Source organism: Ochrobactrum sp. WV_118_8, assembly GCF_039631535.1.
GTDB lineage: Bacteria > Pseudomonadota > Alphaproteobacteria > Rhizobiales > Rhizobiaceae > Brucella > Brucella anthropi.
This window is the reverse complement of the sequence record NZ_JBDIUZ010000001.1, coordinates 1,990,319-2,013,240: the sequence shown is the minus strand read 5'-3', so window position 1 is coordinate 2,013,240 and position 22,922 is coordinate 1,990,319. Positions and strand designations below refer to the sequence as shown.

The window sequence follows — 22,922 nt, the reverse complement described above, 5'->3', positions numbered from 1 at the left end:
AGCATGTGGTTTGGGCGCAGGTTCCATGAATGACTCTGAAAGTAGTTTATATATTTAAATCAATGATTTAGATTGATTTTGTCTCTTCTCTCGTTAGATTTGTTTTCCGAAAACAATCCAGTTTAGAGCGCTTTTCGCAAACAGCGTGGTGGGGATGGGTCTAATGAGAAAAATTATTCTATATGCGGCGGTAGCCCTCGGTCTCGGCTCTGCACCGGTTCAGGCACAGGAGCCGAAGGAAATACTCAATGTTTCCTATGACATTGCGCGGGAACTCTACGAACAGGTCAATCAAGCCTTCATCGCTGACTGGAAGACCAAGACCGGCGAGGACCTAACCGTCAATCAATCCCATGCTGGCTCCTCCAAGCAGGCGCGTTCGATTCTGGAAGGGCTTGAGGCGGATGTGGTGACCTTCAATCAGGTGACCGACGTTCAGGTCCTCCATGACAAGGGTAATCTGATTCCCGCGGACTGGCAGAAGCGGCTTCCGAACAACTCTTCGCCTTACTATTCCCTCCCAGCATTCCTCGTTCGTGAGGGCAATCCGAAGAACATCAAGAATTGGGACGATCTGGCGCGTGACGACGTGAAGGTGATCTTCCCGAACCCGAAGACCTCAGGCAATGCGCGCTATACTTATCTTGCTGCGACGGCTTACGCGAACGAGGCGTTCAAGGGTGATCAGGCGAAGGTACACGAGTTCATCGGAAAGATTTTCAAGAATGTTCCCGTCTTCGATACAGGCGGACGTGGAGCAACGACGACTTTTGCCGAACGTGGCATTGGCGACGTGCTGGTGACGTTTGAAGCTGAAACACGTGGGACTGAGAAAGTTCTCGGACCGGACAAGTATGATGTCGTTGTCCCAGAAGTCAGCCTGCTGGCGGAGTTTCCCGTTACGGTCGTCGACAAGGTGGTAGACAAGCGTGGATCGCGCAAGATAGCGGAAGCCTATCTGAACTATCTCTATTCACCGGAAGGTCAGGAAATTCTGGCTCAGAACTTCAACCGTGTGCACGACAAGGATGTCATTGCAAAGCACAAGGACATCTATCCTGATGTGCGTCTCGTGACGGTTGAAGATGCTTTCGGTGGCTGGGAGAAGGTGCAGAAGGAACATTTCGCCGAAGGTGGAGTGCTCGATCAGCTCTTCACTGGCAAGTAAACAGAGCCAACTGGCGATCCCTAACGGGATCGCCTTGCTTTTTGGAAAAATCCAGTGGCGCTTCTAAGCATGAAACGTAATTCTGTGCTGCCGGGGTTCGGACTGACCCTCGGCTGCACTTTGCTTTATCTGGCTGTTATCGTGGCCTTGCCACTGCTGGCCATGATTCTGAAAACGGCAAGTCTTGGCTGGAGTGACTTCTGGAGCATTGTGACTTCAGATCGGGCGCTAGCGACCTATAAGATCACCTTGAGCGCAGCCGCAGTGGCCACCATTTTTAACGGCTTGTTCGGTCTTCTGCTGGCTTGGGTACTGACGCGATATGAATTTCCCGGCAAACGTCTGATCGATGCCGCCGTCGATCTTCCTTTCGCGCTGCCGACTGCCATAGCCGGTCTGGCATTGGTGACGCTATTTGCCCAAAATGGCTGGTTTGGACGGTTCCTTGAACCGATCGGGATAAAGGTTGCTTATGCGCCGCTCGGCATCATGATCGCGATGTTTTTCACCAGCATCCCGTTCGTTATCCGCACGGTTCAGCCGGTGCTTGAAGATATGAGTGCTGATGTGGAAGAAGCTGCCCGCAGTCTTGGGGCCAGCTCCTGGCAGACATTCTCACACATTATCTGGCCGACCATCTTTCCAGCTTTCCTTGCAGGCTCGTCGCTTTCCTTTGCCCGCAGCCTCGGTGAGTTTGGTTCGATTGTCTTTATCTCTGGCAATCTCCCCTTTGAAACCGAAGTGACGTCGTTGCTCGTTTTCATCCGACTTGACGAGTATGACTATCCCGCGGCCGCTGCACTTGCATTCGTGATGCTCGTTACGGCTTTCGTGATGCTTCTTGTGACCAATCTCATTCAAGCAAGGCAGCTTCGTTATGCAGAACGCTAGCGCAAGCCTGCAGGCACGAAATTCCGGACCGGTGCGCAATCTGTTGATCTGGCTGGCGGCTGGCTTGTCGGTGGTCTGCATTGGAGCGCCTCTGGCCATTATCTTCTCCTACGCATTCAGCAAGGGCGTCGATGTCTTCTTCGGTGAAATATTGAAGCCTGATACATTGCATGCGGTCTGGCTGACCATTTTCACAGCAATCGTCGTGGTGCCGATCAATATGGCGTTCGGTGTTTGTGTTGCTTGGCTTGTAACCAAGTTCCGTTTTCCGGGGCGGCGGTTGCTGATCACTTTCGTTGAGATACCGTTTTCAGTCTCGCCCATCGTGGCCGGCGTGACCTATCTCTTCCTGTATGGATCGCAAGGTTTGCTGGGGCCATTGCTGGAAACTTATGACATCAAGGTGATGTTTACGGTTCCGGCGATCTTCCTTGTCAGTCTCTTCGTCACTTCACCTTTCGTGGCGCGTGAACTGATTCCGCTGATGGAAGTGCAGGGGAGCGATGAAGAAGAAGCGGCTCTGACGCTTGGCGCCAATGCCTGGCAAACCTTCTTCTATGTCACCTTGCCCAATATCAAATGGGCTTTGCTCTATGGTGCGGTGCTTTGCAATGCGCGCGTGATGGGAGAGTTTGGGGCAACGTCGGTCGTTTCGGGTGCAATCCGAGGCAAGACCAATACGCTGCCGCTTCAGGTGGAACTATTGTTCAATGACTATAATGTCGCTGGTGCATTCGCTGCGGCTTCGACGCTCGCTTTGATCGCTCTTCTGACGCTCGTCTTGAAGGTTCTGCTTGAACGCAGGCAAGGTGCTTAAATACAAAAGAGCTGGAGCGGTTCCATTTTGACTGGAACCGCTCTCACGGTCACGCTGCTTGGGAAAGCGTGTTGGCTACCGGTTCTCTGTGAAGAGAGGATGCAAGGATAATCCCTTCCGGCCAGCGACTGAAACCACTTGCTACGTTGATATGGCCGGCATGGCCGAGATCGACAAATCCCGATCCCCAAACGTGCGAAAGGGCTTCAGCTTTGGCAAAGCTCATATATTCATCGTTGCGGCTTGCCACGACGATGGAAGGGAAGCCCAGCTCATGGCGCGGCAGCGGGGCAAAGCTCTGGAAACGGCTGTCCTTGCGGGCCATAGTTTCCGCGTCGGCAGGTGCAACGAGAAGGGCGCCCGCCACATGTGCTGCCGACGGTCGGCTGGCCAGATGTGCGACCAGTGCGCAGCCGAGACTATGGGCGACCAGAACGGCGCCCGGATTTTCGGCGAGTTTGGCTTCGAGTGCGTGCATCCAGTCGGATAGCACCGGATAGTGCCAGTCGTCCTGTTCGACGAGCAATGCTGACGGATCGTCATGCAACCATTGGCGCTGCCAGTGGCCTGCTTCCGATCCCTTGTAGCCGGGGATGATCAATGTCGCAGGCATGCGTTTTTCCTCTTGGATAAAGCCTTGGGAGGGTAATCCCCCCACCAAATAACGGGCTTCAAAAGTAGAATTTTCTCGGGCTATATGATCGAGGAGATTTTAATGAAGACGAGCAGATTCAGCGAACCACAAATCCTTGCCATCCTTCGCCAGGCGGAAGGCGGCGTTCCTGTACCCGAGTTATGCCGGGAACATGGAATGAGCACTGCGTCATTCTACAAATGGCGATCCAAATACGGTGGCATGGATGCCTCGATGATCAGTCAGATGAAGGCTCTGGAAGACGAAAACCGTCGCCTGAAGAAGATGTATGCGGAGATGAGCATGCAGGCGGAACTGCTTAAAGAGGCTCTTGGAAAAAAGTGACACGGCCATCTCAACGCCGGGAGATGGCCGGGAAAGCAGTGGCGTTGCGAGGGGTGAGCGTTGCGCTTGCCTGCCGCACCTTCGAGGTCAGCGAGACATGCTATCGTTACAGCGCCAGGCTGAACGACGAGAACGGGCAGATTGCCGATCTCCTGATCGGACTGACGCGGGCAAAGAAGACCTGGGGCTTCGGTCTGTGTTTCCTTTATCTGCGCAATGTCCGGGGGCATCACTGGAACCATAAACGCGTTTACCGCATCTATCGTGAGCTTGAATTGAACCTCAGGATCAAGCCGCGCAAGCGGTTGAAGCGGGACAAGCCCGATGCTCTGACCGTGCCAGATGCGCCGAACATGGTCTGGTCCATGGATTTCATGGCCGACCGGCTGGAGGATGGAAGGCAATTCCGGCTGCTGAACGTCCTGGACGACTTCAACCGCGAAGGTCTGGGCATTGAGGTAGACTTCTCGCTGCCTGCCGAACGCGTCATCCGCAGCCTCAACCAGATCATCGAATGGCGCGGCAAACCATTCGCAATTCGTGTTGATAATGGGCCGGAATACGTCAGTGGCAAACTGATGGAATGGGCTGCCAACCAAGGCATCGCCTTGAGCCATATCCAACCCGGCAAGCCACAACAGAATGCGTATGTTGAGCGCTACAATCGCACCGTTCGGAATGAATGGCTCGACCAATATATCATCGAAAGCATTGAGGAGGCGCAGGAATTTGCCACGCAGTGGCTATGGACCTACAACAACGAACGTCCCAATATGGGCATCGGCGGCGTAACGCCCGCACAGAAACTGAAAATGGCCGCGTGAATTCTACTGACGAGCCCCGTTAAAAACGGGGGGATTACCGGAGGGCGTTTAATTTCGCAATTCGTTCCGTTTGCGAAACTGGTTCCAAGATAGGCGGCCATGGCCGCCATTTTAAGGAAAACAAATTCAAATTATGGCGGGTTTTGTAAAAAATATGCTCCGTCGTTATCTGCTTCTATTTTCTCTGTTTATCGTTCCAGCGCAGGAGAAACTGGGATTTCTCGAAGACCAGCACGACCACAAGCGACATCGCGAACGGGATAAGCAGGTAGAGCAGACGGAAGACGATCAGCGCAGCCAGAACATCAGCCTGATTCATATCCGGCAAGCCAGTCAGGAAAACGAGTTCCAGAACACCAAGGCCGCCCGGTGCGTGCGATATCAGGGCTGCAGAGAATGAGACCAGGAAGATGCCAAGAATAATGAGGAAACCGGGATTGCCGGCCTCTGGCAAGGCAAAATAAATGATACCAGCGGCACCGATCAGCTCCAGCGGTGCGACGATGAGCTGCTGCACCACAACCGACAGCCGCGGATATTCCAGACGGAAACTGCCGATCTGAAGCGGACGCAGGCGCAGCCAGCTACCGAAGACATAAAGCAGTACGAATGCCAGCATCAAAAGCGCAATGACGATGGAGACGGTTGGTGTCAGTTCCTCGTTGAAGCGCATGAGAATATGCGGCTCCAGCAGGAGAACGACGCTGGAAGTAATGACAACACCAAGAATGAATGTGAATGAACAAAAAGCGATGAGGACGGCGATTTCGCTGCCGGGCATGCCTTGAGAAGAATATGCCCTGTAACGCACGACCGCACCGGAGACGACTGAAGCGCCAATATTGTGCGACAGCGCGTAGGTGGTGAAGGAGCAAAGCGCGATAAACAGCCAGGAAATCTTGCGTCTGAGGTGCAGCAGCGCGATGCGATCATAACCAGCAAGCGAACTGTAGGCCAGAAGTGCTGAAGCCGCCGCGAGCGCCCAATGATGGGCGCGGATGGCGTAAAGACTGTCCAGAACATCATCGAGCGAAATGCTGCGAAGTTCGCGATAGAGAAGCCAAGCCGAAATACCGACTGCGCAAATGCCCACGACCGGCCAGATGTAATCCTTTGCTTTCATCAACCGGTCACCATGCCTTCATGCTTCATATCATCCCCTTTTTTGCCCATGATATCGGTCGACCCATCTCCCGATACTATCCCTAATGCGTCGGCCTGAAATTCGTTTTCCTCTGAAACGGTTTCGGTATTTTTCCTCTTGATCTCAGTTCCGATTGCCTTTGCCATGGCTGCTGCGATTTCTTCTTCTCCCAGAATGACGAAATCTGCGCCAAGATCATGCAAATATTGTGCTTCTGCCTTTGAACAGGCCCGCACGACGATGCTGATTTCCGGATTGGAGGCTCTGGCCAATGCCGTCACCCGCCCAGCCTCGAAAGCGTTGGGTATTGCAATAACCAGGTTTCGAGCCGTTACCGGATTGGCCGCCTTCAGTATATCTGAATCCGAGGCGTTCCCTGTAATAACCTGGATGCCTTTATCCTTGAGCGAGGCGCTGACTTTCGACGAATCCTCAATGACGAGAAAAGGCGTCTCTGCCTGCAATCCTGCTGCGATCCTTTCGCCGATCTGGCCGTAACCAACGATAATCGTGTGTGCGGTCAGTAAAGTCTGCGGCAATGGCTCGGGCTCGGAAATACTGAGTTCGGCACTGGTGTTATCACCGGCTGACGTTTCGCCTTTGCTTCGCTTTTCGATCCATGGTCGCATCCGTTCCGCGACAATGAACATGACCGGATTGAGGAAAATCGAGAGGATTGCGCCTGCGAGAATGAGGTCGCGTCCGGCTGGCGGGAGGAGATTTAGGCTGACGCCCAATCCCGCAAGAATGAAGGAGAACTCACCAATCTGCGCAAGGCTCGCCGAAATGGTGAGCGCTGTGCTGACAGGGCGACGGAAGGCGCGCACGATGAAGAATGCTGCGACCGATTTACCGATCAGAATGATGGCGAGCGTTCCGAGCAGGGGCAGCGGATCTCGAAGTAGACTCATCGGGTCGAACAACATGCCGACAGAGATGAAGAACAGCACCGCGAAAGCGTCGCGCAAGGGGAGGGACTCCTCCGCGGCTCGATGGCTGAGTTCGGATTCGCTCATCACCATGCCGGCGAAGAATGCGCCCAATGCGAAGGAAACGCCAAACAGATGGGCTGCGCCGAAAGCGACGCCCAGCGCAATCGCGAGCACACCAAGACGAAACAGTTCGCGAGAGCCGGTCTGAGCCACGACGTTCAGAAGCCACGGTATGACCTTACGTCCGACTATGAGCATCAGGGCGACAAACAGAACAACCTTGGCAATGGTGAGAAGGATGATGCCGCCAATGCCGAGGCCAAGCCATGAAACGATAGGATCACTCGCTGCTAAGCCTTCTGCACGGCCGGTTACACTGGCGACTGCCGGAAGCAACACCAGTGCCATGACCATGGCAAGGTCTTCGACGATCAGCCAGCCTACTGCGATGCGTCCACGTTCGGTGTCGATCAGGCGGCGCTCTTGCATGGCGCGCAACAGGACGACGGTACTGGCGGTCGAAAGTGCGAGGCCAAAAACCAGACCTGCCTGTACATCCCAACCAAGGGCGAGCCCAAGGCCAGTGCCGAGGGCTACGGCTGCCGCAATCTGCGCGAGCGCGCCGGGTACTGCTATGGCTTTGACGGAAAGAAGATCTTTGAGGGAAAAGTGCAGGCCGACGCCGAACATCAGCAGGATGACACCAATTTCGGCTAGCTGCAGAATCAGATCCTGATCAGCTACGAATCCGGGCGTGTGCGGGCCAGCAATGACACCGGCCAGAAGATAGCCGACGAGGGGGGAGATTTTCAGGCGGGTGGCTATCGCACCGAAGATGAAGGCCAGGCATAACCCGATGACGATTGTCGCTATCAAAGGCGTGTCATGGGGCATCAGGTGCCTTCCCCCTCTGGCTTTTCAATTATGTAAGTGGGAGCCGGGCAAAGCCTGAGCCTTGCCCGGCAAGCGGGTTATTTCTGCGCTGCGGCGCTGTCTTCAATTGCCTGATGGGCTTCCTTGCGGTGCTGCCACCAGTTGCCGAGCAGAAGCAGGATCGGAGCGGCGATGAAGATCGACGACGATGTAGCGATAAAGATACCGAACAGCATCGGCACGGCAAAATTATGAACCGCGCTACCGCCCCAGATTGCCATCGGGAGCATACACAGGAACGTCGTCATCGATGTGTAAACACACCGGACGAGCACCTGATTGATACTCATATCGACAATCTCGCGTAGCGGCTTTGATTTATAAAGACGCATGTTTTCACGCATGCGGTCATAAACCACGACCTTATCGTTTACCGAGTAACCGATAGCGGTCAGAAGCGCTGCAATGGCTGTCAGGTTAAAATCGAGCTGGAACAGCGCGAAGAAGCCGACCATCTTCGTGGTGTCGAGGATAAGCGTGATGATTGCGCCCATCGCAAAGAACCACTCGAAGCGCCACCAGAGATAGATGAGCATGCCGAGTGCCGACAGGATGACGGCGATGAAGCCTGAACGGGCCAGTTCACCGGAGACTTTCGGGCCGACGACTTCTGTCCGCTCGATTTTCACACCTGGATCAAGCTCGGTCACGGCTTCGCGCATCTTGTTGACAGCAACTGTCTGCGCTTCCTCGCCACCTTCCTGACGCTGGACGCGGATCAGGACATCATTCGGGCTACCGGCTGACTGAAGCGCTACTTCGCCAAGACCCAGTGCGCCTAGCTTGGCGCGAAGTTGCGCCAGATCGGCTGGCTGTGACGTGACGATTTCCGCCTGAATGCCGCCCTTGAAGTCAATGCCGTAATTCAGTCCCGGTTTGAAGAACAGACCAATGGACAGAATAGACAGCACAATCGAGACGCCAATGCCGATGAAGCGCGCATTCATGAAGCTGATATTCGTCTTCTCAGGAACGAATTTCAGGAACGGCTCGATGACGAGCACCTTCAGCTTACGCTTGCGAACGTACCACGCCATGACCATGCGTACCAACGTCACATCAGTGAACATGGAGATCGCGATACCGAGCATCATGGTGATCGCAAAGCCGCGAACCGGGCCTGTGCCGAAGGTGAACAACAGCAAGGTCGAGATCAGGGATGTAACATTCGCATCCACAATGGTGGAGAAGGCGCTATGGAAGCCCTTGTCCAGCGCGGCCATGGCTCCGAGGCCGCGTCGCGTTTCTTCGCGGATACGTTCATTGATGAGAATATTGGCGTCAACCGCGATACCAATACCGAGAATAATTCCGGCGATACCGGGCAATGTCAGCGTTGCGCCAATGAGGCTCAAGGCAGAGAAGGTAAGCAAGGTGTGGAGCAACAGCGCCACGTTGGCAATCGTGCCCCAGACGCCATAAAGGAGCTGGATGAAGACCGCGACGAGTACGAAGCCCACGATACCGGTAATCAGACCCATCTTGATGGCATCGCCGCCAAGATCAGGACCGACTGTGCGTTCTTCGATAACGGTCAGCGGAGCGGGCAGGGCGCCAGCGCGCAGGAGTGCCGAAAGAACAACTGTGTCCTGAACCGTAAAGCTGCCGGAAATCTGGCCCGAGCCGCCGGTGATCGGTTCACGGATGACCGGGGCGCTTAGCACCTTGCCATCGAGCACGATTGCGAACGGACGATTGACGTTTTTCGTCGTAATGTCCGCGAACTGGCGAGCACCGAGGCTATCGAAACGGAAAGACACGATCGGCTCGTTGGTGCGCTGGTCGAAACCTGCACGCGCATCGGTGAGACGCTCGCCGGAAAGGGCGATCTGATCCTCGATCGGATACTTGATATTCGGATCCTTGGAATCCGGCATGATGGTCACGCCCGGAGGCGGCGCATCGTTCGGATTGGCATCGGCGACCATATGGAAGCTCATTTTCGCCGTGCTTCCCAGAAGCTGGCGAAGCTGCGCCGGGTCTTGAAGACCGGGAAGCTGAACGACGATACGGTCCGAGCCTACGCGCTGGATGGACGGTTCTGCAACGCCGACCTGGTCGACGCGCTGACGGATGATTTCAAGGCTCTGCTGAAGAGCGGCATCAAGACGATAGTTGAAACCTGCCTCGGTGAGGGTCAGGCGTACCTGATTGTCGTTCGAGGCAACATCTATGTCGTTGATCGCCGTACCGAAACCGCTGGTATTGACCTGCGAAATCAAGGTGCGAAGTGCAGTTTCCGCCTTGGAACGCTGGTCCGCATCAGGGATGGTCACAACGACCGCATCGCCGACAGCACGGATCGACTGCGGCTGGATGCGTTCGGCACGCAGCTTGCTGCGGGCATCGTCAAGCAGAGAGCGCAAACGGTCTTTCTTCAGGCTCGCTGCATCGACTTCGAGCACGAGATACGAGCCGCCGCGCAAGTCGAGGCCGAGCGTGACCTGACGCTTCGGGAACCAGGACGGCATCGCCTCAAGTTGCTTTTGGGTGAAAAAGTTGGGCAAGGCAATGATAACGCCGATCGCAACGATCAGGCTATAAAGCACAACCACCCATTTGGAAGTACGCATGAATTAAGGTTCCGGTTGGTACGCCCCAATTGCCACTCATCAAGCAGCGGTGCGGGCATCGTTTGTAATGGTGTCAGGATTGGTTAAAGCCAATCTTCGAGGATGGCATATTATGCGCTTTTAGGAGGCGCACGGGCAGAGCCAAAATGTCTCTGCAAAACTGCGAGGCGCTGGAAATTCAGCGCCGCTTTGGCTGCTGCCGACTTTGGAAGAGCAAAAGCCACTGCCGCCACGGGCAGCGCTGCTCCGGTGCCATCAAGGTAAACAGCTTTGATCTTGGCTGCGATCGCTTCGATCAAGATCGCCCGCATGGGCTGCGGCGAGGGGGTGGATTGCTGGCGAACAGGGGTTGTCGGAGTGCCTTCGACCTGTCTTGCCACGATGCCGCCAGAGTGACCACGGGCAACATCTTCGTCCGGCGTTGAAAAATCCACGGCAAACAGAAAAGCCGTAAACGACAGAACGCACGTAACGAACAGCATGAAACCATGCCGCTTGTGCTGTTCCGTGTTTTTCATGCCCTTCATCAAATCGCCAAGACTTTCTTTAGAGTCTATCCGTGGAGTTGAGCCAGCTTTTCACACTCATTGCGAATCCTCATTAATCATTTGTGTTCGCACGAACAAGGAAATACTGGCATCAAGGCTCGTCTTATACGTTATGGGTCCGCTTCCTGCGCACCGTGAAATCTTGTAGACGGCCTACGCCTTGCATCCGTTTTAGGGCGCTTTATGTTGAAACCATGTCTTGTTTAACGGCAGAATTGAATTGGCATATTCATCGACGTTTCGTGTTCTTGCATTTTCTCTTCTGATCGGCGTTCTGTCGCCGGGTGGCATTGCGCCTGCCTTTGCGCAGGATAACAAGCCCTCGACTCCGCCGGCGGCACAAACTGCGCCCGCTGCCGCTCCGCAAAACGACTCAGCCCAGCAAGCGCCCGCTGCCACCGATCAGCAACAGGCACCAGCGCCTGTTTCCAGCGTGGTTCAGCAACAAAAGCCTGTCATCAACGATCTGAAGCAACAGACGAAACGGATCAGTGATCAGCTTCCCAAGGCCACTTCGAACGATGAAACGCTGGCCAATCTCAAGCTCCAGCTGGACTCTCTTTCAAAGAAGCTTCTGGATGCTGGCGTTTCATTCCGTCCGCGTCTGACCGAAATAAATACGCGGCTGGAACAGCTTGGCCCCGCACCCTCTGGCGATCAGCCGCCAGAACCGACAATCGTCAGTGAAGAACGCGCGCGACTGACCGCCGAAAAGGCCGAGATCAATGCCATTGTCGGTGAGACGGAGGACACATCGCTTTCCGTCAATCAGATGTCCGCAAAGATCGGCGACATGCGCCGAGACCTTTTTGCACGCACACTTTCACAACGCGTGAATCTCGATACGACGCTGGGTACAGAGGTTGCTTCGGCTGCCAGTAACCAGATGGTTTCACTCTGGCGCATCGTTCAGTCGTGGTGGCGTTTTGTAAGTACGTTCAAGCTCAAGTCATTTCTCGCTGCCGCGTTTTTTGCGTTTGCGGCGGCGCTGGTCATCCAGCTGGGTGCAAGGCGCGTCCTCGGAACGCTCTATCAACGCGATCCAACGATCGAATCGCCCTCCTATCTAAGTCGCCTCTCAGTGGCTTTCTGGTCTACGGTTATACCGTCCGCAGCCGTGGGCGTTTTTCTAGCGACGACTTACTTTTTAATGAACTATTTCAACGTTTTGAGAACAGATATTGCCGCTCTGATTCAGTCGCTTTTTCTCGTTCTTGGGCTCGTTTTCTTCATTCATAGGCTGGCGTCTGCCTGTATCAGCTCGGATATGCCGCAGTGGCGACTGGTTCCGGTCGCACCACGTCCAGGACGCGTGTTGGGGTTGCTGATAACTGCCACGGCGCTGACAAGCGGGCTCGATTCTTTCTTCGGAAAGGTCAACCAGATTTTGTCATCGCCTCTGTCGCTGACGATGGCGAAAAGCCTGCTTGCCACGGTGATGGTCGGCGTTCTCATCCTGGCGATTGCGTTTCTGAAACCGGTTGAGCGCGAAAAGGATGGCGCTGTCCGTTCATGGCCGCGCGCATTCAGAACATTCCTAATCATATTGGGGCTTTTACCCATTCTGACCGCGCTGTTTGGCTATATCGGCATGGCGCGCTTCATATCGCAGCAGATCGTGGTGACGGGCGCATTTCTGGTTACGATGTATATGGGCTTCTTGACTGGGCGTGCAATTTCCGAAGAGCAGGCTTTCGCATCCAGCCAGATTGGCAAGGCAATGCGAGAGCGTTTTCATTTCGACGACGCAACCCTTGATCAGCTTGGCCTTGTGGCGGGCATATTGATCAATCTCGTCGTTGCCTTGATCGGCATTCCGCTCGTTTTGATGCAGCTCGGCTTCCAGTGGGCCGAACTTAAAAGCACCTTCTATCAGTTGATGACCGGCTTCCAGATCGGCAATATTTCGATCTCGCTCATGGGACTATTGACCGGCGTGCTGCTGTTCGTGATCGGCTATCTTCTGACGCGCTGGTTCCAGAACTGGCTCGACAACAGCGTTATGGCGCGCGGGCGGGTCGATTCTGGTGTACGCAATTCAATCCGCACAGTCATAGGCTATGTTGGCCTTTGTCTTGCCGCTCTGGTCGGTGTATCGGCAGCCGGGTTCAATATGTCGAACCTGGCCCTTATCGCCGGTGGTTTGTCTCTCGGTATCGGTTTTGGTCTCCAGAATATCGTCCAGAATTTTGTTTCTGGTCTCATTCTGCTCGCCGAACGTCCGTTCAAGGTCGGCGACTGGGTAGAAGCCGGCACGGTCAGCGGTATCGTCAAGAAGATCAGCGTGCGCGCAACGGAAGTGGAAACTTTCCAGAAGCAATCGATCATCGTGCCGAATTCGACGCTTATCAACGGTAACGTCGGCAACTGGACGCATCGCAACAAGCTCGGGCGCATCGATATCAATGTGCAGGCCTCTTATACGGAGGAGCCACGCCGGGTCCACGCGCTGCTTCTCGAAATTGTTCGCGGTCATCCGTCGATCTTGAAGAATCCTGAGCCGTTCGTTTCGTTTCAGAACATGAACGATTCATTGATGATTTTTGATATCTACGCTTATGTGGCCGATATTACAGCGACGGGTGGTATCAAGAATGAGTTGCGATTCCAGATTGTCGAGCGCTTCCATGAGGAAGGATTACATCTGTCGTCTACCAGGACTGATCTGGTGCTCAGTGTGCCTGAAATCGAAAAACTCTCCGATCTGATGCAGAAGGAGAAAGAGCCGTCATCATCAGCCAAGAAGAAAAAGGCCGTGGCAGAGAAGCCGGAAGTCGACGAGGATGCCGACGACCGGGCTTGATGAACGTTTCGTTCAGTTGCAGTTCAGTTTTGTCCGCTTATAAAGGGGATGACAGAGGGCAATAGGGCTCTTGCGACATTGGACATATCGCGGCGGGAGCGATGGAAAGGTCGGGACGGTATGAACAGAAATCAGGCCAACAGCTTGGGGAAGCTTGTTCTTGGTGCAGCAATCGGTTTTGCAGTTTCAACTGGCAGCGCCTATGCCGCGCAGATTTCCAATAATGATAGCGGCCCTCAGACGATTGTCGTTACGGAAGGCGCTTCCAAGCGCGAAATGATTGTCGCGCCCGGTGAAACTGTTGAATTTTGCGCCTCGGGCTGCTTCGTAACGTTTCCGAACGGGGACCGCGAAGCGTTGACCGGCGATGAAACGATCACGATCAGTGGTGGCAAGGCCACGTTGAAATAGTTTTACCATTGCGGAATGTGAAAAGCCGAGGCGTTGCCTCGGCTTTTTTGTATGGAAAGTGTCTCGGTCAGCTGCGAGGCTTGAGGTTTTCCGGATCGTAGAGAGGCTTGTAACCTATCGAAAGCACTTCAACCGGATAAGTCTCACCGAAATATTCCACATTCAGCTTGCGACCTTCCTGACAATAGGCCCATGGCAGGTATGCGAGCGTGATGTTCTTGCCAATCGTCGGGCCATAGGCGACTGAGGTCGTGAAAGACCGGCGGCCAAGTTCGTCGATGAGTGTTTCTCCGGTATCCAAATCCTGTACTGGCATGATGCCGACAGGATACCTGGCCACACCTTTCGAATCGACATTGTCGGTTATGGCCAGCGTGCAGAGCATGGCAGGCTGATGCTCGCGGGCGCGATATTCCACATGCTTTGCCTTGCCGCGGAAATCCGCTTCTTTGACCTTCGGGCGAGCAAGATCGGCTTCGAGAAGGTTGTATTCGGTCAGCAGATCGGCGTTCTGCAGGCGTAAGCTCTTTTCCATGCGACGCGTGTTGGCATAGGTCTCGACGCCTACCGCAATCACGCCGGTGGAGCGAAGCGCATCCCAGACGGCAAGGCCGTCTTCGTAACGCATATGCAATTCCCAACCCTGTTCACCGACATAGGAAATGCGGAACGCGGTAACATCCTTGCCCGCAATCCGGATTGGCTTGATGGCAGCGAAGGGGAAGTTTTCCGCATCAAGACCTTCAGGTCTCTCAACGACCTTCTTCAGGTTCTCGCGCGCATTCGGACCCCAGATGCCGATGGTGACGTATTTTTCCGTCACATCGGTGATCGTAACGTTAAAGCCCTTATCTTCGGCCACGCGACGCATATAGTGGAAGTCGCGAGGTCCGGCATCGGCACCATTGATCATACGGATGCGGTCTGCCATGCGGATTACCGTGAAGTCGGCCCGCACCATGCCTTCGTCGTCGAGGAAGTGGGTATAGATGCCCTTGCCGATATTGGCATCGCCGCCGATTTTAGCTGCACAGAGCCACTCCATCAGCTCGACATGGTCGGGGCCTTCAATGTCGTACATGGCGAAGTGCGAGAGATTGATGATACCGCAATTTTCGGTCAGTTCGAGGTGTTCGGCATTGGAGACGCGCCAGAAGTGGCGGTTATCCCATTCGTTTTCGCGCACCGGTACGCGATCACCATATTTTTCGAGAAGGTGTTCATTGGCGGCATAGCCGTGCGCGCGTTCCCAGCCGCCAAGCTCCATGAAATGGCCACCGAGTTCGACTTCGCGTTCATAGAATGGTGAGCGGCGGATATTGCGGCCCTTGGAGAAGGGTTCACGCGGATGAACCGCCGGATTGTACACCTTCATCGCCGTTTCCGTGCAGCGATCCCAGATGAACTGCTCGGTCATCTGATGCGGGTAGAAACGGGAATAGTCGACGGCGTGATGATCAATGGACGTGCGACCGTCGGTCATCCAGTCGGCAATGAGCTTACCCATGCCGGGACCGTCCTTGACCCAGATGGCGACTGCATACCATAGGCCGCGCACCTTCTGGCTTTCGCCCATGGATGGGCCGCCGTCGGTCGTGACCTGCAGGAAGCCGTTGAAGGAGTGGCTTTCATTGTAGCCAAGCTCGCCCAGAATGGGCGTCAGCTCGATGGCGCGCTCAAGCGGTTCGAGAATCTGGTCCATCTCAAGATCGCGCTGTGATGGCGAGAGACGTGCTTCATGCTTTTCCAGAAGGTCACGCGGATGGCACAAGCGCGGGTTCTTTTCCTCGTAATAGCCCCATTCGATCTGGCCGCCTTCGGCAGTTTTCGGATCGCCGGTGTCGCGCATATAGGCGGAGTTACCCTGATCTCGCATGAGCGGCCAGCCGATTTCCTTGCCGGTGCCTTCAAACTCGTTATAGGGACCGAAGAATGTTAGCGGATGGTCAATTGGCATGACTGGCAGGTCTTCACCAACCATTTCGGCAATCAGACGTCCCCAAAGGCCAGCGCAGATGATGACATAGTCAGCTTCGATGGTGCCGCGATGCGTGACGACACCCTTGATGCGTCCGTTTTCGACGATTAGCGACTGGGCCGGTGTGTTGGCGAAGCTTTGTAGCTTGCCTGCAGCTTCAGCCTGATCAATCAGCTTGCCGGCGACGGTCTGCGAGCGCGGAATGACCAGACCGGCATCGGGGTCCCACAGGCCGCCTTGAACCAGGCTTTCCTCGATGAGCGGGAATTTTTCCTTGATCTCTGACGGTTCCATCAGGCGAGCACGAGTGCCGAAAGCTTTACCCGATGCGACCTTGCGCTTGATTTCGTCCATGCGGGCATCGTCACCGACGCGCGCTACCTCGATGCCACCGACGCGGGCGTAATGCCCCATCTTTTCATAGAAATCGATGGAGTAGAGCGTTGTCCAGCACGACAGGAAGTCATGGCTGGTCGCATAGCAGAAGTCCGATGCATGGGCAGTAGAGCCGATGTCGGTCGGGATACCCGATTTGTCGATGCCGACGATATCGTCCCAGCCGCGCTCGATCAGATGGTGTGCCACCGAGGCGCCGACGATACCGCCAAGCCCGACGATCACAACTTTTGCCTTCTTAGGAAACTCTGCCATTTTATGCGTCCCTAGAGCATTTCCAGCAAAAGTGCGTAGCGGTTTTGCGTCGGATAATGCGTGAAAAAGATGGATAGAGCGGTTCCAACGACTCCGTATTACCTGAAACAGCTCTGGTTGGTATTTGACAAAACCATAGTCGTTGCCCGGTCGCGACATTTGCCTTTATACGACATATTCGCAGCGTCAGACGACTGCATCGCAGCTTCTGGAAATCCCGGAAGGTTGAGCATCGGCTGTCCTGTTCGCGACATATCCAACAATCCTGCATCCACAGATGGTCGGTCTGTAGAACTGATTCCGGAAAAGCCTGTATGGTTTTGATTTTATTCTGAAAGCTGACAGTAGTGGAGCTGCTCCATTCGAGATGCAGCTCTATCTTTCTTTAGTGTCGTGCTTAAGCGGCGATGAGCATTTTGCGCTCGGCCCGTTCCTGTTGCGGCGAGCGTCCGTATAATTCCCGATAGCATTTGGAAAAATGCGACGCCGAAACAAAGCCACAGGCGACTGCGACCTCGACCACAGGCATGGACGACTGCAACAATAGATGCCGTGCGCGATCGAGTCGAATTTCCAGATAATAGCGTGCCGGAGACCGTCCCATTTCCTGGCGAAAGAGGCGCTCCACCTGACGCCGCGACAGGCCAATCGTGTGGGCGACATTGATCAGCGCCTGCGGTTCCGAGAGATTGGCTTCCATCATCTCGATAATGGTGAGCACCTTGGAGTTCTGAATGCCGAGACGGGCCCGCAGCGGCAGGCGCTGGCGATCCTGCGGGCTGCGGACACGATCAGTCAGCGCCTGTTCACAGATCTTGTTGACCAGATTGGCGTCGAAATCATCCCCGATCAGCTTCAGCATCATATCGAGAGAGGCGGTTCCGCCCGCGCAGGTGTAAAGGTTGCCATCGACCTCAAAGAGATCGGCATAGACCTCGGCCTTGGGAAAGGCTTCCGAGAAACCAGGGAGATTTTCCCAGTGAATGGCACAGCGTTTGCCAGATAGAAGCCCGGCCGCGGCCAGTATATGGGCGCCGGTACAAAGTCCACCGACCGCCACGCCGCGATTATATTCCTCACGCAGCCACGCAAAGACCGACTTGTTTCTGAATTCTTCCACGTAGACGCCGGAACAGACGAATACCATTGAGGGCCGCTGCTCGCGCTGCAGGAAACGTCGCTCGTCTTCCAGCGATGCATTGACGGCGCATTCCACACCGTTGGATGCGGTCACCGGTTTTCCATCAACCGATGTCAGTCGCCATCTATAGGCGTCATAACCCAGCATCCGATTTGCAATGCGCAATGGCTCAATGGCGGTTGCGAATGCAATCATCGAAAAGTTTGGAACCAGGAAAAAGACAATAGACCGCTTAACCGATGAAGCTTGGATCATGCCCGATCGTTCCCATTTTCGAAAGGCTCTGGCTGCGGTTCCCGACGCAGTTGAAGCCTTGTGTCTCCGTCACGACTCCGGGTCTTTTGGGCCCGGTTTTCTCCGGTCGCTTTCAGACCGGCAACCTTGCTGCGTTGGCCCGGTTTCACAGGGGGAGGGCGATGGCGCAAACAAGATAGTGTTCTATTGAGACACAGAACGGGTAGGTTGCAAAGTGCGGCTAAATGCCTGCCGCGAAAAGGTATTTTAATGTCGGGAAATTGAGGGCGGATCGCATGATCGCCCTCAATTGGCTTTACTGTCCACGCTTGAACTCTGCTGTGTTTTTGGCGATGCCCGGCAGACGATCATCAACGTTTGGCCAGCCGATATCGTGCAATATGTGTTCAGGTAGCGATTCCAGCACACGACGGCTGCGCTTCACCCGACGTTCGTACGACCAGGCTTCGATCCGTTTTTGCACTTCGGAGTAAAATGCCAGAAACCATGACTGTGCGTTCGCAACGGATGACGTTGATGTAAAGCGCACGACTGATGCCCGGCCGTTGGGAGCGGATTGGCATTGAACGGTCATTTTCTCTCTCCTCATTCAGGAAGTTCGGTTGATACGCTCGCTGCAGCTCTGCTTGTTCGTGTCCTCAATGTGCATTCTGCTTGACGTTCAATCAAACGAAATATAGAAAGGCTTAAGATCAGAAAATTTGAACAAAGAGCGGAAAAACGGAGTCCGTCATGACAGCGCCCGTTCAACATCCCCTTCCGATGCTCGATATCGATGTGCTGCGCACATTTGTGGCAATTGCCGATACGGGAAGTTTCTCCTCTGCTGCGAACGCGGTGTTCCGCACGCCCTCTGCCGTTTCGATGCAGATCAAGAAGTTAGAGGAGCAGATTGGTGTTGCCGTTTTCGATCGGGACGCACGCTCGGTTACGCTGACCAGCGATGGCGAGATTCTGCTCGGATATGCGCGTCGTCTTCTGGCTCTCAATCGAGAGGCAGTCTCGAAATTTGTTGCGCCCACAGTGACCGGAGTGGTTCGGCTTGGGTCGCCGGATGATATCGGCGAATGCGTATTGCCGCTTGTCTTGAAGCGTTTTGCCGAAAGCCATCCGGGCGTAACAGTGGATGTCGTGATCGACCAGAGTAGCAATCTGCGCAAGCGGCTCGATGAGCGACGGCTCGATGTTACGCTGATCAACATGTCCCATACGATACTAAACAAAGGCGATGTGGAAGTTCTGCTGGATGAGGAACTCGTCTGGGCGGGTGCCAAGTGTGGTACGGCTTATCGTCGGGAGCCTCTGCCTCTTTCGATTTGGGAAGAAGGATGTGCCTGGCGCGGCAATGCGCTTGAAGCGCTTGAGACTAGCGGCCGTCCTTACCGCATTGCCTATATGAGCTCACATTCGACAGGACAGCGGGCTGCGATCATGGCTGATCTTGCCATTGCGCCATTTGGTAAAACGCTATTGAGCGATGGAATTGTCGCTCTGGGGCCGGAACATGGTTTGCCCGCTCTGGGACGTTATCAGCTGGGTATAATTGTGAAGCCGGAAGCCGGGCCGCACATTCAGGTCGTTGCTGACCATCTGCGGAATGTTTTCGAAGGTTATCGTCGTTCCGGCCGGTTTGAGACTTTTCGTTCCAGCTGATGACAGATCACAGTTTATTGGGACGTGAACTAATGCATTCTCTTGCCAGCGAAAAACGCTGCGCTAGATTTCTTTTGTGACAGCCGAGTGAATCGGCTTCACCGCCAGATGCCGGGCAGGGGCTTCGTATGTGGCGGGAGGCATAACTGGTTTGAATAGACTTGGAACTCTATGCACCTACCCCTGAAGGGGGAGGATTGCACATCCCATTGGAGAGACTGTCATGAAGCTGACCCGACTTGTCCCAGTTGCTATCGTTCTCTGCGCATTCACGCTTGCGTCCTGTGCAAATACTGTACGCGGCGTTGGCCGCGACGTAAAAGGCACCGCTAATGCGGTTCAGGAAACAGTAGAATAAGAGAATAAATGGCCCGGGTTTCCCGGGCCTTTCCTTTATGGAACCAGAAAATAGCTGACGGTTATGTGCTTGTCTGGTCGGGTTTTATATTCAATCTCGGTGGTAGCGATACCGTCATGAGGTATTGTGATGTTCGCATTTTGCAACAAGGTAGCAATGCGTTCATTGGGTTCAGCGCCACCGAACCACATAACGAGTACGGGTGATGTCAGGTGAGCTCTGGCATCTGGCGTTTCGGGATGAACCACACGCAACGACGAATCAAATAGTCTGAAATTGCCCGGTATCTGTGCATTGTCCGTCAAGATCGTCTTGAACGGGCCTTTCGCCTGCACTTCCTCGTAGAAATGACGATAGTCGAGCTGACCGTAAGGCGGAGAGCTGGAGCCATAGGTCAGGTAATAGCTTAGCACCGGTGGGACGATAAGAGCTACGACAGCGCTCACGACAGCGAAGTCGATCAAGGCCCGGTTTCCGGTCCTGTAACGAGCAAAAAGGCTCGCTATCAGTGCTGGAGTGAGGAACAGAACGGGCTGCAGCCAGCGATCTTTCACGTTATTTGCGCCGGTGGCGATAACGCCAACGAGAACAATAACCAGTCCGACTAGGATCAAGAGCCGCAGGAATTTCTCGCCGGTGGTCAGCGGAACGGAGGGGGCGGTTTTCTTCTGCCAGTGAATGAGTGCGATGATACCCGCGATTGCCAGGGCAAGGATCGAGAACAGAAAGGCTGCTTCTATCAGGCTCTCGACGCCCATCAGCCGGTCGAAGAAGACATTGCCGGAAGCGCCGATTTCAAACTTGCTCGCGCGCGCCATGACGCTGGATTTGTGTGCGAACATCCAGAGCGCAGTTGGTCCGAAGCAGATGGCGAATGCCAGAATCGTAACGAAACTCAGCTTGGAGAGCAGTATCCGGCGGTATTCGGGAATGAGAAGTCCTGTCATGATCAGCATGATCAGGAAGAATGAGGCATTGAATTTGCCGAGGATAGCTGCAGCCATCGCGATGCCTAATGCGGCGGCAGAGACGACACTGCGCCTGCGCATATGCCAGGCAAAGGCCAGGAAGGCCCAGCCACAACCGGCGGTGCCTGCAACTGAATGGGTCAGGGCGCGTTGTGATTCCCAGCCGATTTGCGGGATGAGAAACAGACCAAGCATACCGGCTGACGCGACGATGCGCGAAAAACCGAGCAGTCTCATAGCGCCGTAAACGCTTAGGAACAGGCTTGCAAGAATGCTGAATTTCACGATCTGGAGTGTGAGCATCGATGTGCCCAGCACCGATGCAACCAGATTGGTAATCCAGGTATAGAGAGGGGGTTGTGATCCGCCATACCCCCAGTCCAGGTAGCCAATATTGGCCAACTGCTCGGCGTCATCAAGGCCTGCGCCGTTGGAAACAACGGTGACGAGAATGGTTTGGAACGCGAAATAGCACAGCACAAAAATTACAGCCAAAGGCAGGCCGAAAAGTTTCTTATCGGCAGTGGAAACAGCGGTGGCTGGTCGTTGTGCAGTCAAATTCATTGCCCTGAATAAAAATCACCTGTGTAGCAGGCTTCATTGGAAGCGCTCTGCATTTCACAGGATTATGTCCGGATTTCAATCGAACAGCTCTAAATGTTTTGTAACAAAGGCGTGTAATTGTGCATTCCCTTGTGATCAAGGGCAACGGGCCAGTTTCAGGCAACTATTTGTAGGCTGAAATGGCAAAAACCGCGCTGCCAGAGGTGCACGGTTTTGCCAATTACGCATGGCATCTCCGCCGAACAATACACTGGCGGGATATACTGAGCTCCGGTACGCAGTACCAGATCCGGAGCGTCGAGCCGGGTGAACCCGTCTCGTGCTCCTTTCTAGCTCAACATCGTTACCGTACGGTTATCAGAGACTTAAGCAAATCTAAACAATGCGATTTTTTTGCGTGGGCAATTGTTTACTTTGCTCCTGATTTGGAGCGCAGGTAATTGATGATGCCTGAGAAGTCTTCGGCGCCATGGCCTTCACCATCAAAAAGACTGTAAAGCTCCTGTGCATGTGCACCGAGCGGTGTTTCAGCGCCAGCGCTTTGCGCGGCTTCCTGCGAGAGCTTGAGGTCTTTCAGCATCAAAGCTGCCGCAAAACCGGGTTTATAGTCGCGGTTTGCAGGTGATGTTGGAACCGGTCCCGGAACCGGACAGTAGGTTGTCAGTGACCAGCATTGCCCCGATGATGTTGACGCCACATCGAAGAGCGCTTGGTGGGACAGGCCCAGTTTCTCAGCCAGAACAAAAGCCTCGCTGACACCGATCATCGATATGCCGAGGATCATGTTGTTGCAGATTTTCGCCGCTTGTCCTGCGCCGTCACCGCCGCAATGCACGATCTTTCCAGCCATTGGCTGCAGGATCGGCTCTCCGCGTGTGAATGCGTCGTCGCTGCCGCCAGCCATGAAAGTCAATGTCCCTGCGGAAGCGCCACCGGTGCCACCGGAAACAGGCGCATCAATGGAAAGATGTCCGTGGCTTGCGGCCAGCTCATGTGCCTTGCGTGCTGATTCTACATCGATTGTCGAGCAGTCGATGAAAAGTGAGTCTTTTCGAGCATTTGGTGCAATGTCCTTATAGACGGAGAGAACGTGCTTTCCGGCGGGCAGCATGGTGATCACCACGTCAACGTCGGCAACCGCATCCTGCGCGCTCGAGGCTATCGAGAGACCATTGGCCTTTGCCTCATCGAGATGTTGCGGCAGGAGGTCGAAGCCGCGAACGGTGTGACCGGCTTTCACAAGATTGGCGGCCATCGGGCCACCCATATTGCCAAGGCCGATAAATGCTATTGTGGCCATAAAAAAATCCTCCCTTGGCGGTTACTAATTC

The 22,922-nt window shown here is 54.6% G+C and carries 18 protein-coding genes; 8 read left to right on the top strand and 10 right to left on the bottom strand.

The features are described 5' to 3' along the window. The first annotated feature begins 163 nt into the window (after positions 1 to 163). The 3 genes from ABDF71_RS09765 to cysW all read left to right on the top strand — a co-directional run bounded on the left by ABDF71_RS09765 (position 164) and on the right by cysW (position 2,876). Positions 164 to 1,168, top strand: coding sequence for a sulfate ABC transporter substrate-binding protein (locus ABDF71_RS09765; RefSeq protein ID WP_479883560.1), 1,005 nt, complete (start codon positions 164 to 166; stop codon positions 1,166 to 1,168). Between the two features lie 69 nt (positions 1,169 to 1,237). Next, on the top strand, positions 1,238 to 2,059 hold the full coding sequence (gene cysT / locus ABDF71_RS09760) for a sulfate ABC transporter permease subunit CysT (protein WP_375849749.1): 822 nt from the start codon (positions 1,238 to 1,240) through the stop codon (positions 2,057 to 2,059). Continuing rightward, positions 2,046 to 2,876 (top strand): sulfate ABC transporter permease subunit CysW, encoded by an 831-nt coding sequence (cysW, locus tag ABDF71_RS09755; protein WP_500061495.1) that lies wholly within the window; start codon positions 2,046 to 2,048, stop codon positions 2,874 to 2,876. Before cysT ends, cysW begins: the two co-directional genes overlap by 14 nt. Positions 2,877 to 2,925: 49 nt before the next feature. On the opposite strand, the gene ABDF71_RS09750 is transcribed toward cysW, so the two are convergent. Further along, on the bottom strand, positions 2,926 to 3,489 hold the full coding sequence (locus ABDF71_RS09750; protein ID WP_010659818.1) for an alpha/beta hydrolase: 564 nt from the start codon (positions 3,487 to 3,489) through the stop codon (positions 2,926 to 2,928). Between the two features lie 102 nt (positions 3,490 to 3,591). On the opposite strand from ABDF71_RS09750, the gene ABDF71_RS09745 reads away from it, so the two are divergent. After that, positions 3,592 to 4,679, top strand: a protein-coding gene (locus ABDF71_RS09745) for an IS3 family transposase (RefSeq protein WP_086000475.1) whose coding sequence is annotated in 2 segments (ribosomal slippage) — positions 3,592 to 3,853 and positions 3,853 to 4,679 — 1,089 coding nt in all. Because the reading frame shifts where the segments join, the coding sequence is not laid out codon by codon here. 175 nt (positions 4,680 to 4,854) lie between these two features. Here ABDF71_RS09745 and ABDF71_RS09740 read toward each other — a convergent pair. The 4 genes from ABDF71_RS09740 to ABDF71_RS09725 all read right to left on the bottom strand — a co-directional run bounded on the left by ABDF71_RS09740 (position 4,855) and on the right by ABDF71_RS09725 (position 10,788). Next, entirely contained in the window at positions 4,855 to 5,802 is a 948-nt protein-coding gene (locus ABDF71_RS09740) for a lysylphosphatidylglycerol synthase domain-containing protein (protein ID WP_012091840.1), read from the bottom strand. After that, positions 5,802 to 7,649: a YbaL family putative K(+) efflux transporter gene (ybaL, locus tag ABDF71_RS09735; protein ID WP_500061494.1), complete on the bottom strand. Its 1,848-nt coding sequence runs from the start codon at positions 7,647 to 7,649 to the stop codon at positions 5,802 to 5,804. The genes ABDF71_RS09740 and ybaL overlap by 1 nt, the downstream gene beginning before the upstream one ends. A 77-nt stretch (positions 7,650 to 7,726) precedes the next feature. Next, the gene (gene secD, locus ABDF71_RS09730) at positions 7,727 to 10,261 is read right to left on the bottom strand and encodes a protein translocase subunit SecD (RefSeq protein WP_012091842.1); all 2,535 of its coding nucleotides are present in this window, start codon (positions 10,259 to 10,261) and stop codon (positions 7,727 to 7,729) included. Positions 10,262 to 10,371: 110 nt separating this feature from the next. After that, positions 10,372 to 10,788: a hypothetical protein gene (locus ABDF71_RS09725; RefSeq protein WP_010659823.1), complete on the bottom strand. Its 417-nt coding sequence runs from the start codon at positions 10,786 to 10,788 to the stop codon at positions 10,372 to 10,374. Positions 10,789 to 11,029: 241 nt separating this feature from the next. Between ABDF71_RS09725 and ABDF71_RS09720 the strand changes: the two genes are divergently transcribed. Both ABDF71_RS09720 and ABDF71_RS09715 read left to right on the top strand, forming a co-directional pair. Beyond that, complete coding sequence (locus ABDF71_RS09720; RefSeq protein ID WP_500061493.1) at positions 11,030 to 13,612, top strand: mechanosensitive ion channel domain-containing protein; 2,583 nt, start codon at positions 11,030 to 11,032, stop codon at positions 13,610 to 13,612. Positions 13,613 to 13,732: 120 nt separating this feature from the next. Next, positions 13,733 to 14,023 carry a hypothetical protein gene (locus ABDF71_RS09715; protein WP_012091845.1) on the top strand — a complete coding sequence of 97 codons (291 nt, stop codon included), beginning with the start codon at positions 13,733 to 13,735 and terminating at the stop codon, positions 14,021 to 14,023. 67 nt (positions 14,024 to 14,090) lie between these two features. On the opposite strand, the gene ABDF71_RS09710 is transcribed toward ABDF71_RS09715, so the two are convergent. The 3 genes from ABDF71_RS09710 to ABDF71_RS09700 all read right to left on the bottom strand — a co-directional run bounded on the left by ABDF71_RS09710 (position 14,091) and on the right by ABDF71_RS09700 (position 18,622). Further along, positions 14,091 to 16,652: a GcvT family protein gene (locus tag ABDF71_RS09710; RefSeq protein WP_500061492.1), complete on the bottom strand. Its 2,562-nt coding sequence runs from the start codon at positions 16,650 to 16,652 to the stop codon at positions 14,091 to 14,093. A 397-nt stretch (positions 16,653 to 17,049) separates the two neighbouring features. Further along, positions 17,050 to 18,048, bottom strand: a complete 999-nt coding sequence (locus tag ABDF71_RS09705) for a GlxA family transcriptional regulator (protein WP_012091847.1) — start codon at positions 18,046 to 18,048, stop codon at positions 17,050 to 17,052. A 295-nt stretch (positions 18,049 to 18,343) separates the two neighbouring features. Then, positions 18,344 to 18,622: a DUF1127 domain-containing protein gene (locus ABDF71_RS09700; protein WP_043063134.1), complete on the bottom strand. Its 279-nt coding sequence runs from the start codon at positions 18,620 to 18,622 to the stop codon at positions 18,344 to 18,346. Between the two features lie 158 nt (positions 18,623 to 18,780). Here ABDF71_RS09700 and ABDF71_RS09695 point away from each other — a divergent pair, with 158 nt between their 5' ends. Continuing rightward, positions 18,781 to 19,701: a LysR family transcriptional regulator gene (locus tag ABDF71_RS09695; protein WP_012091849.1), complete on the top strand. Its 921-nt coding sequence runs from the start codon at positions 18,781 to 18,783 to the stop codon at positions 19,699 to 19,701. A 223-nt stretch (positions 19,702 to 19,924) separates the two neighbouring features. After that, on the top strand, positions 19,925 to 20,059 hold the full coding sequence (locus tag ABDF71_RS09690) for an entericidin A/B family lipoprotein (protein WP_010659830.1): 135 nt from the start codon (positions 19,925 to 19,927) through the stop codon (positions 20,057 to 20,059). Positions 20,060 to 20,094: 35 nt separating this feature from the next. Here the strand turns inward: ABDF71_RS09690 and ABDF71_RS09685 are convergent, their stop codons facing one another. Next, positions 20,095 to 21,591, bottom strand: coding sequence for a glycosyltransferase family 39 protein (locus tag ABDF71_RS09685; RefSeq protein ID WP_010659831.1), 1,497 nt, complete (start codon positions 21,589 to 21,591; stop codon positions 20,095 to 20,097). A gap of 409 nt (positions 21,592 to 22,000) precedes the next feature. Further along, the gene (gene mmsB / locus ABDF71_RS09680; RefSeq protein ID WP_151615710.1) at positions 22,001 to 22,891 is read right to left on the bottom strand and encodes a 3-hydroxyisobutyrate dehydrogenase; all 891 of its coding nucleotides are present in this window, start codon (positions 22,889 to 22,891) and stop codon (positions 22,001 to 22,003) included. Positions 22,892 to 22,922: the final 31 nt, after the last annotated feature.

Excerpts from the sequence above, each read along its gene's own strand:
- ABDF71_RS09690 (WP_010659830.1), top strand. The coding sequence starts at position 19,925 with ATGAAGCTGACCCGACTTGTCCCAGTTGCTATCGTTCTCTGCGCATTC.
- ABDF71_RS09725 (WP_010659823.1), bottom strand. The coding sequence starts at position 10,788 with ATGAAGGGCATGAAAAACACGGAACAGCACAAGCGGCATGGTTTCATG.
- ABDF71_RS09705 (WP_012091847.1), bottom strand. The coding sequence starts at position 18,048 with ATGATCCAAGCTTCATCGGTTAAGCGGTCTATTGTCTTTTTCCTGGTT.
- ABDF71_RS09740 (WP_012091840.1), bottom strand. The coding sequence starts at position 5,802 with ATGAAAGCAAAGGATTACATCTGGCCGGTCGTGGGCATTTGCGCAGTC.
- cysT (WP_375849749.1), top strand. The coding sequence starts at position 1,238 with ATGAAACGTAATTCTGTGCTGCCGGGGTTCGGACTGACCCTCGGCTGC.
- ABDF71_RS09765 (WP_479883560.1), top strand. The coding sequence starts at position 164 with ATGAGAAAAATTATTCTATATGCGGCGGTAGCCCTCGGTCTCGGCTCT.
- cysW (WP_500061495.1), top strand. The coding sequence starts at position 2,046 with ATGCAGAACGCTAGCGCAAGCCTGCAGGCACGAAATTCCGGACCGGTG.
- ABDF71_RS09750 (WP_010659818.1), bottom strand. The coding sequence starts at position 3,489 with ATGCCTGCGACATTGATCATCCCCGGCTACAAGGGATCGGAAGCAGGC.
- secD (WP_012091842.1), bottom strand. The coding sequence starts at position 10,261 with ATGCGTACTTCCAAATGGGTGGTTGTGCTTTATAGCCTGATCGTTGCG.
- ABDF71_RS09710 (WP_500061492.1), bottom strand. The coding sequence starts at position 16,652 with ATGGCAGAGTTTCCTAAGAAGGCAAAAGTTGTGATCGTCGGGCTTGGC.
- mmsB (WP_151615710.1), bottom strand. The coding sequence starts at position 22,891 with ATGGCCACAATAGCATTTATCGGCCTTGGCAATATGGGTGGCCCGATG.
- ABDF71_RS09700 (WP_043063134.1), bottom strand. The coding sequence starts at position 18,622 with ATGACCGTTCAATGCCAATCCGCTCCCAACGGCCGGGCATCAGTCGTG.
- ybaL (WP_500061494.1), bottom strand. The coding sequence starts at position 7,649 with ATGCCCCATGACACGCCTTTGATAGCGACAATCGTCATCGGGTTATGC.
- ABDF71_RS09695 (WP_012091849.1), top strand. The coding sequence starts at position 18,781 with ATGACAGCGCCCGTTCAACATCCCCTTCCGATGCTCGATATCGATGTG.
- ABDF71_RS09715 (WP_012091845.1), top strand. The coding sequence starts at position 13,733 with ATGAACAGAAATCAGGCCAACAGCTTGGGGAAGCTTGTTCTTGGTGCA.
- ABDF71_RS09685 (WP_010659831.1), bottom strand. The coding sequence starts at position 21,591 with ATGAATTTGACTGCACAACGACCAGCCACCGCTGTTTCCACTGCCGAT.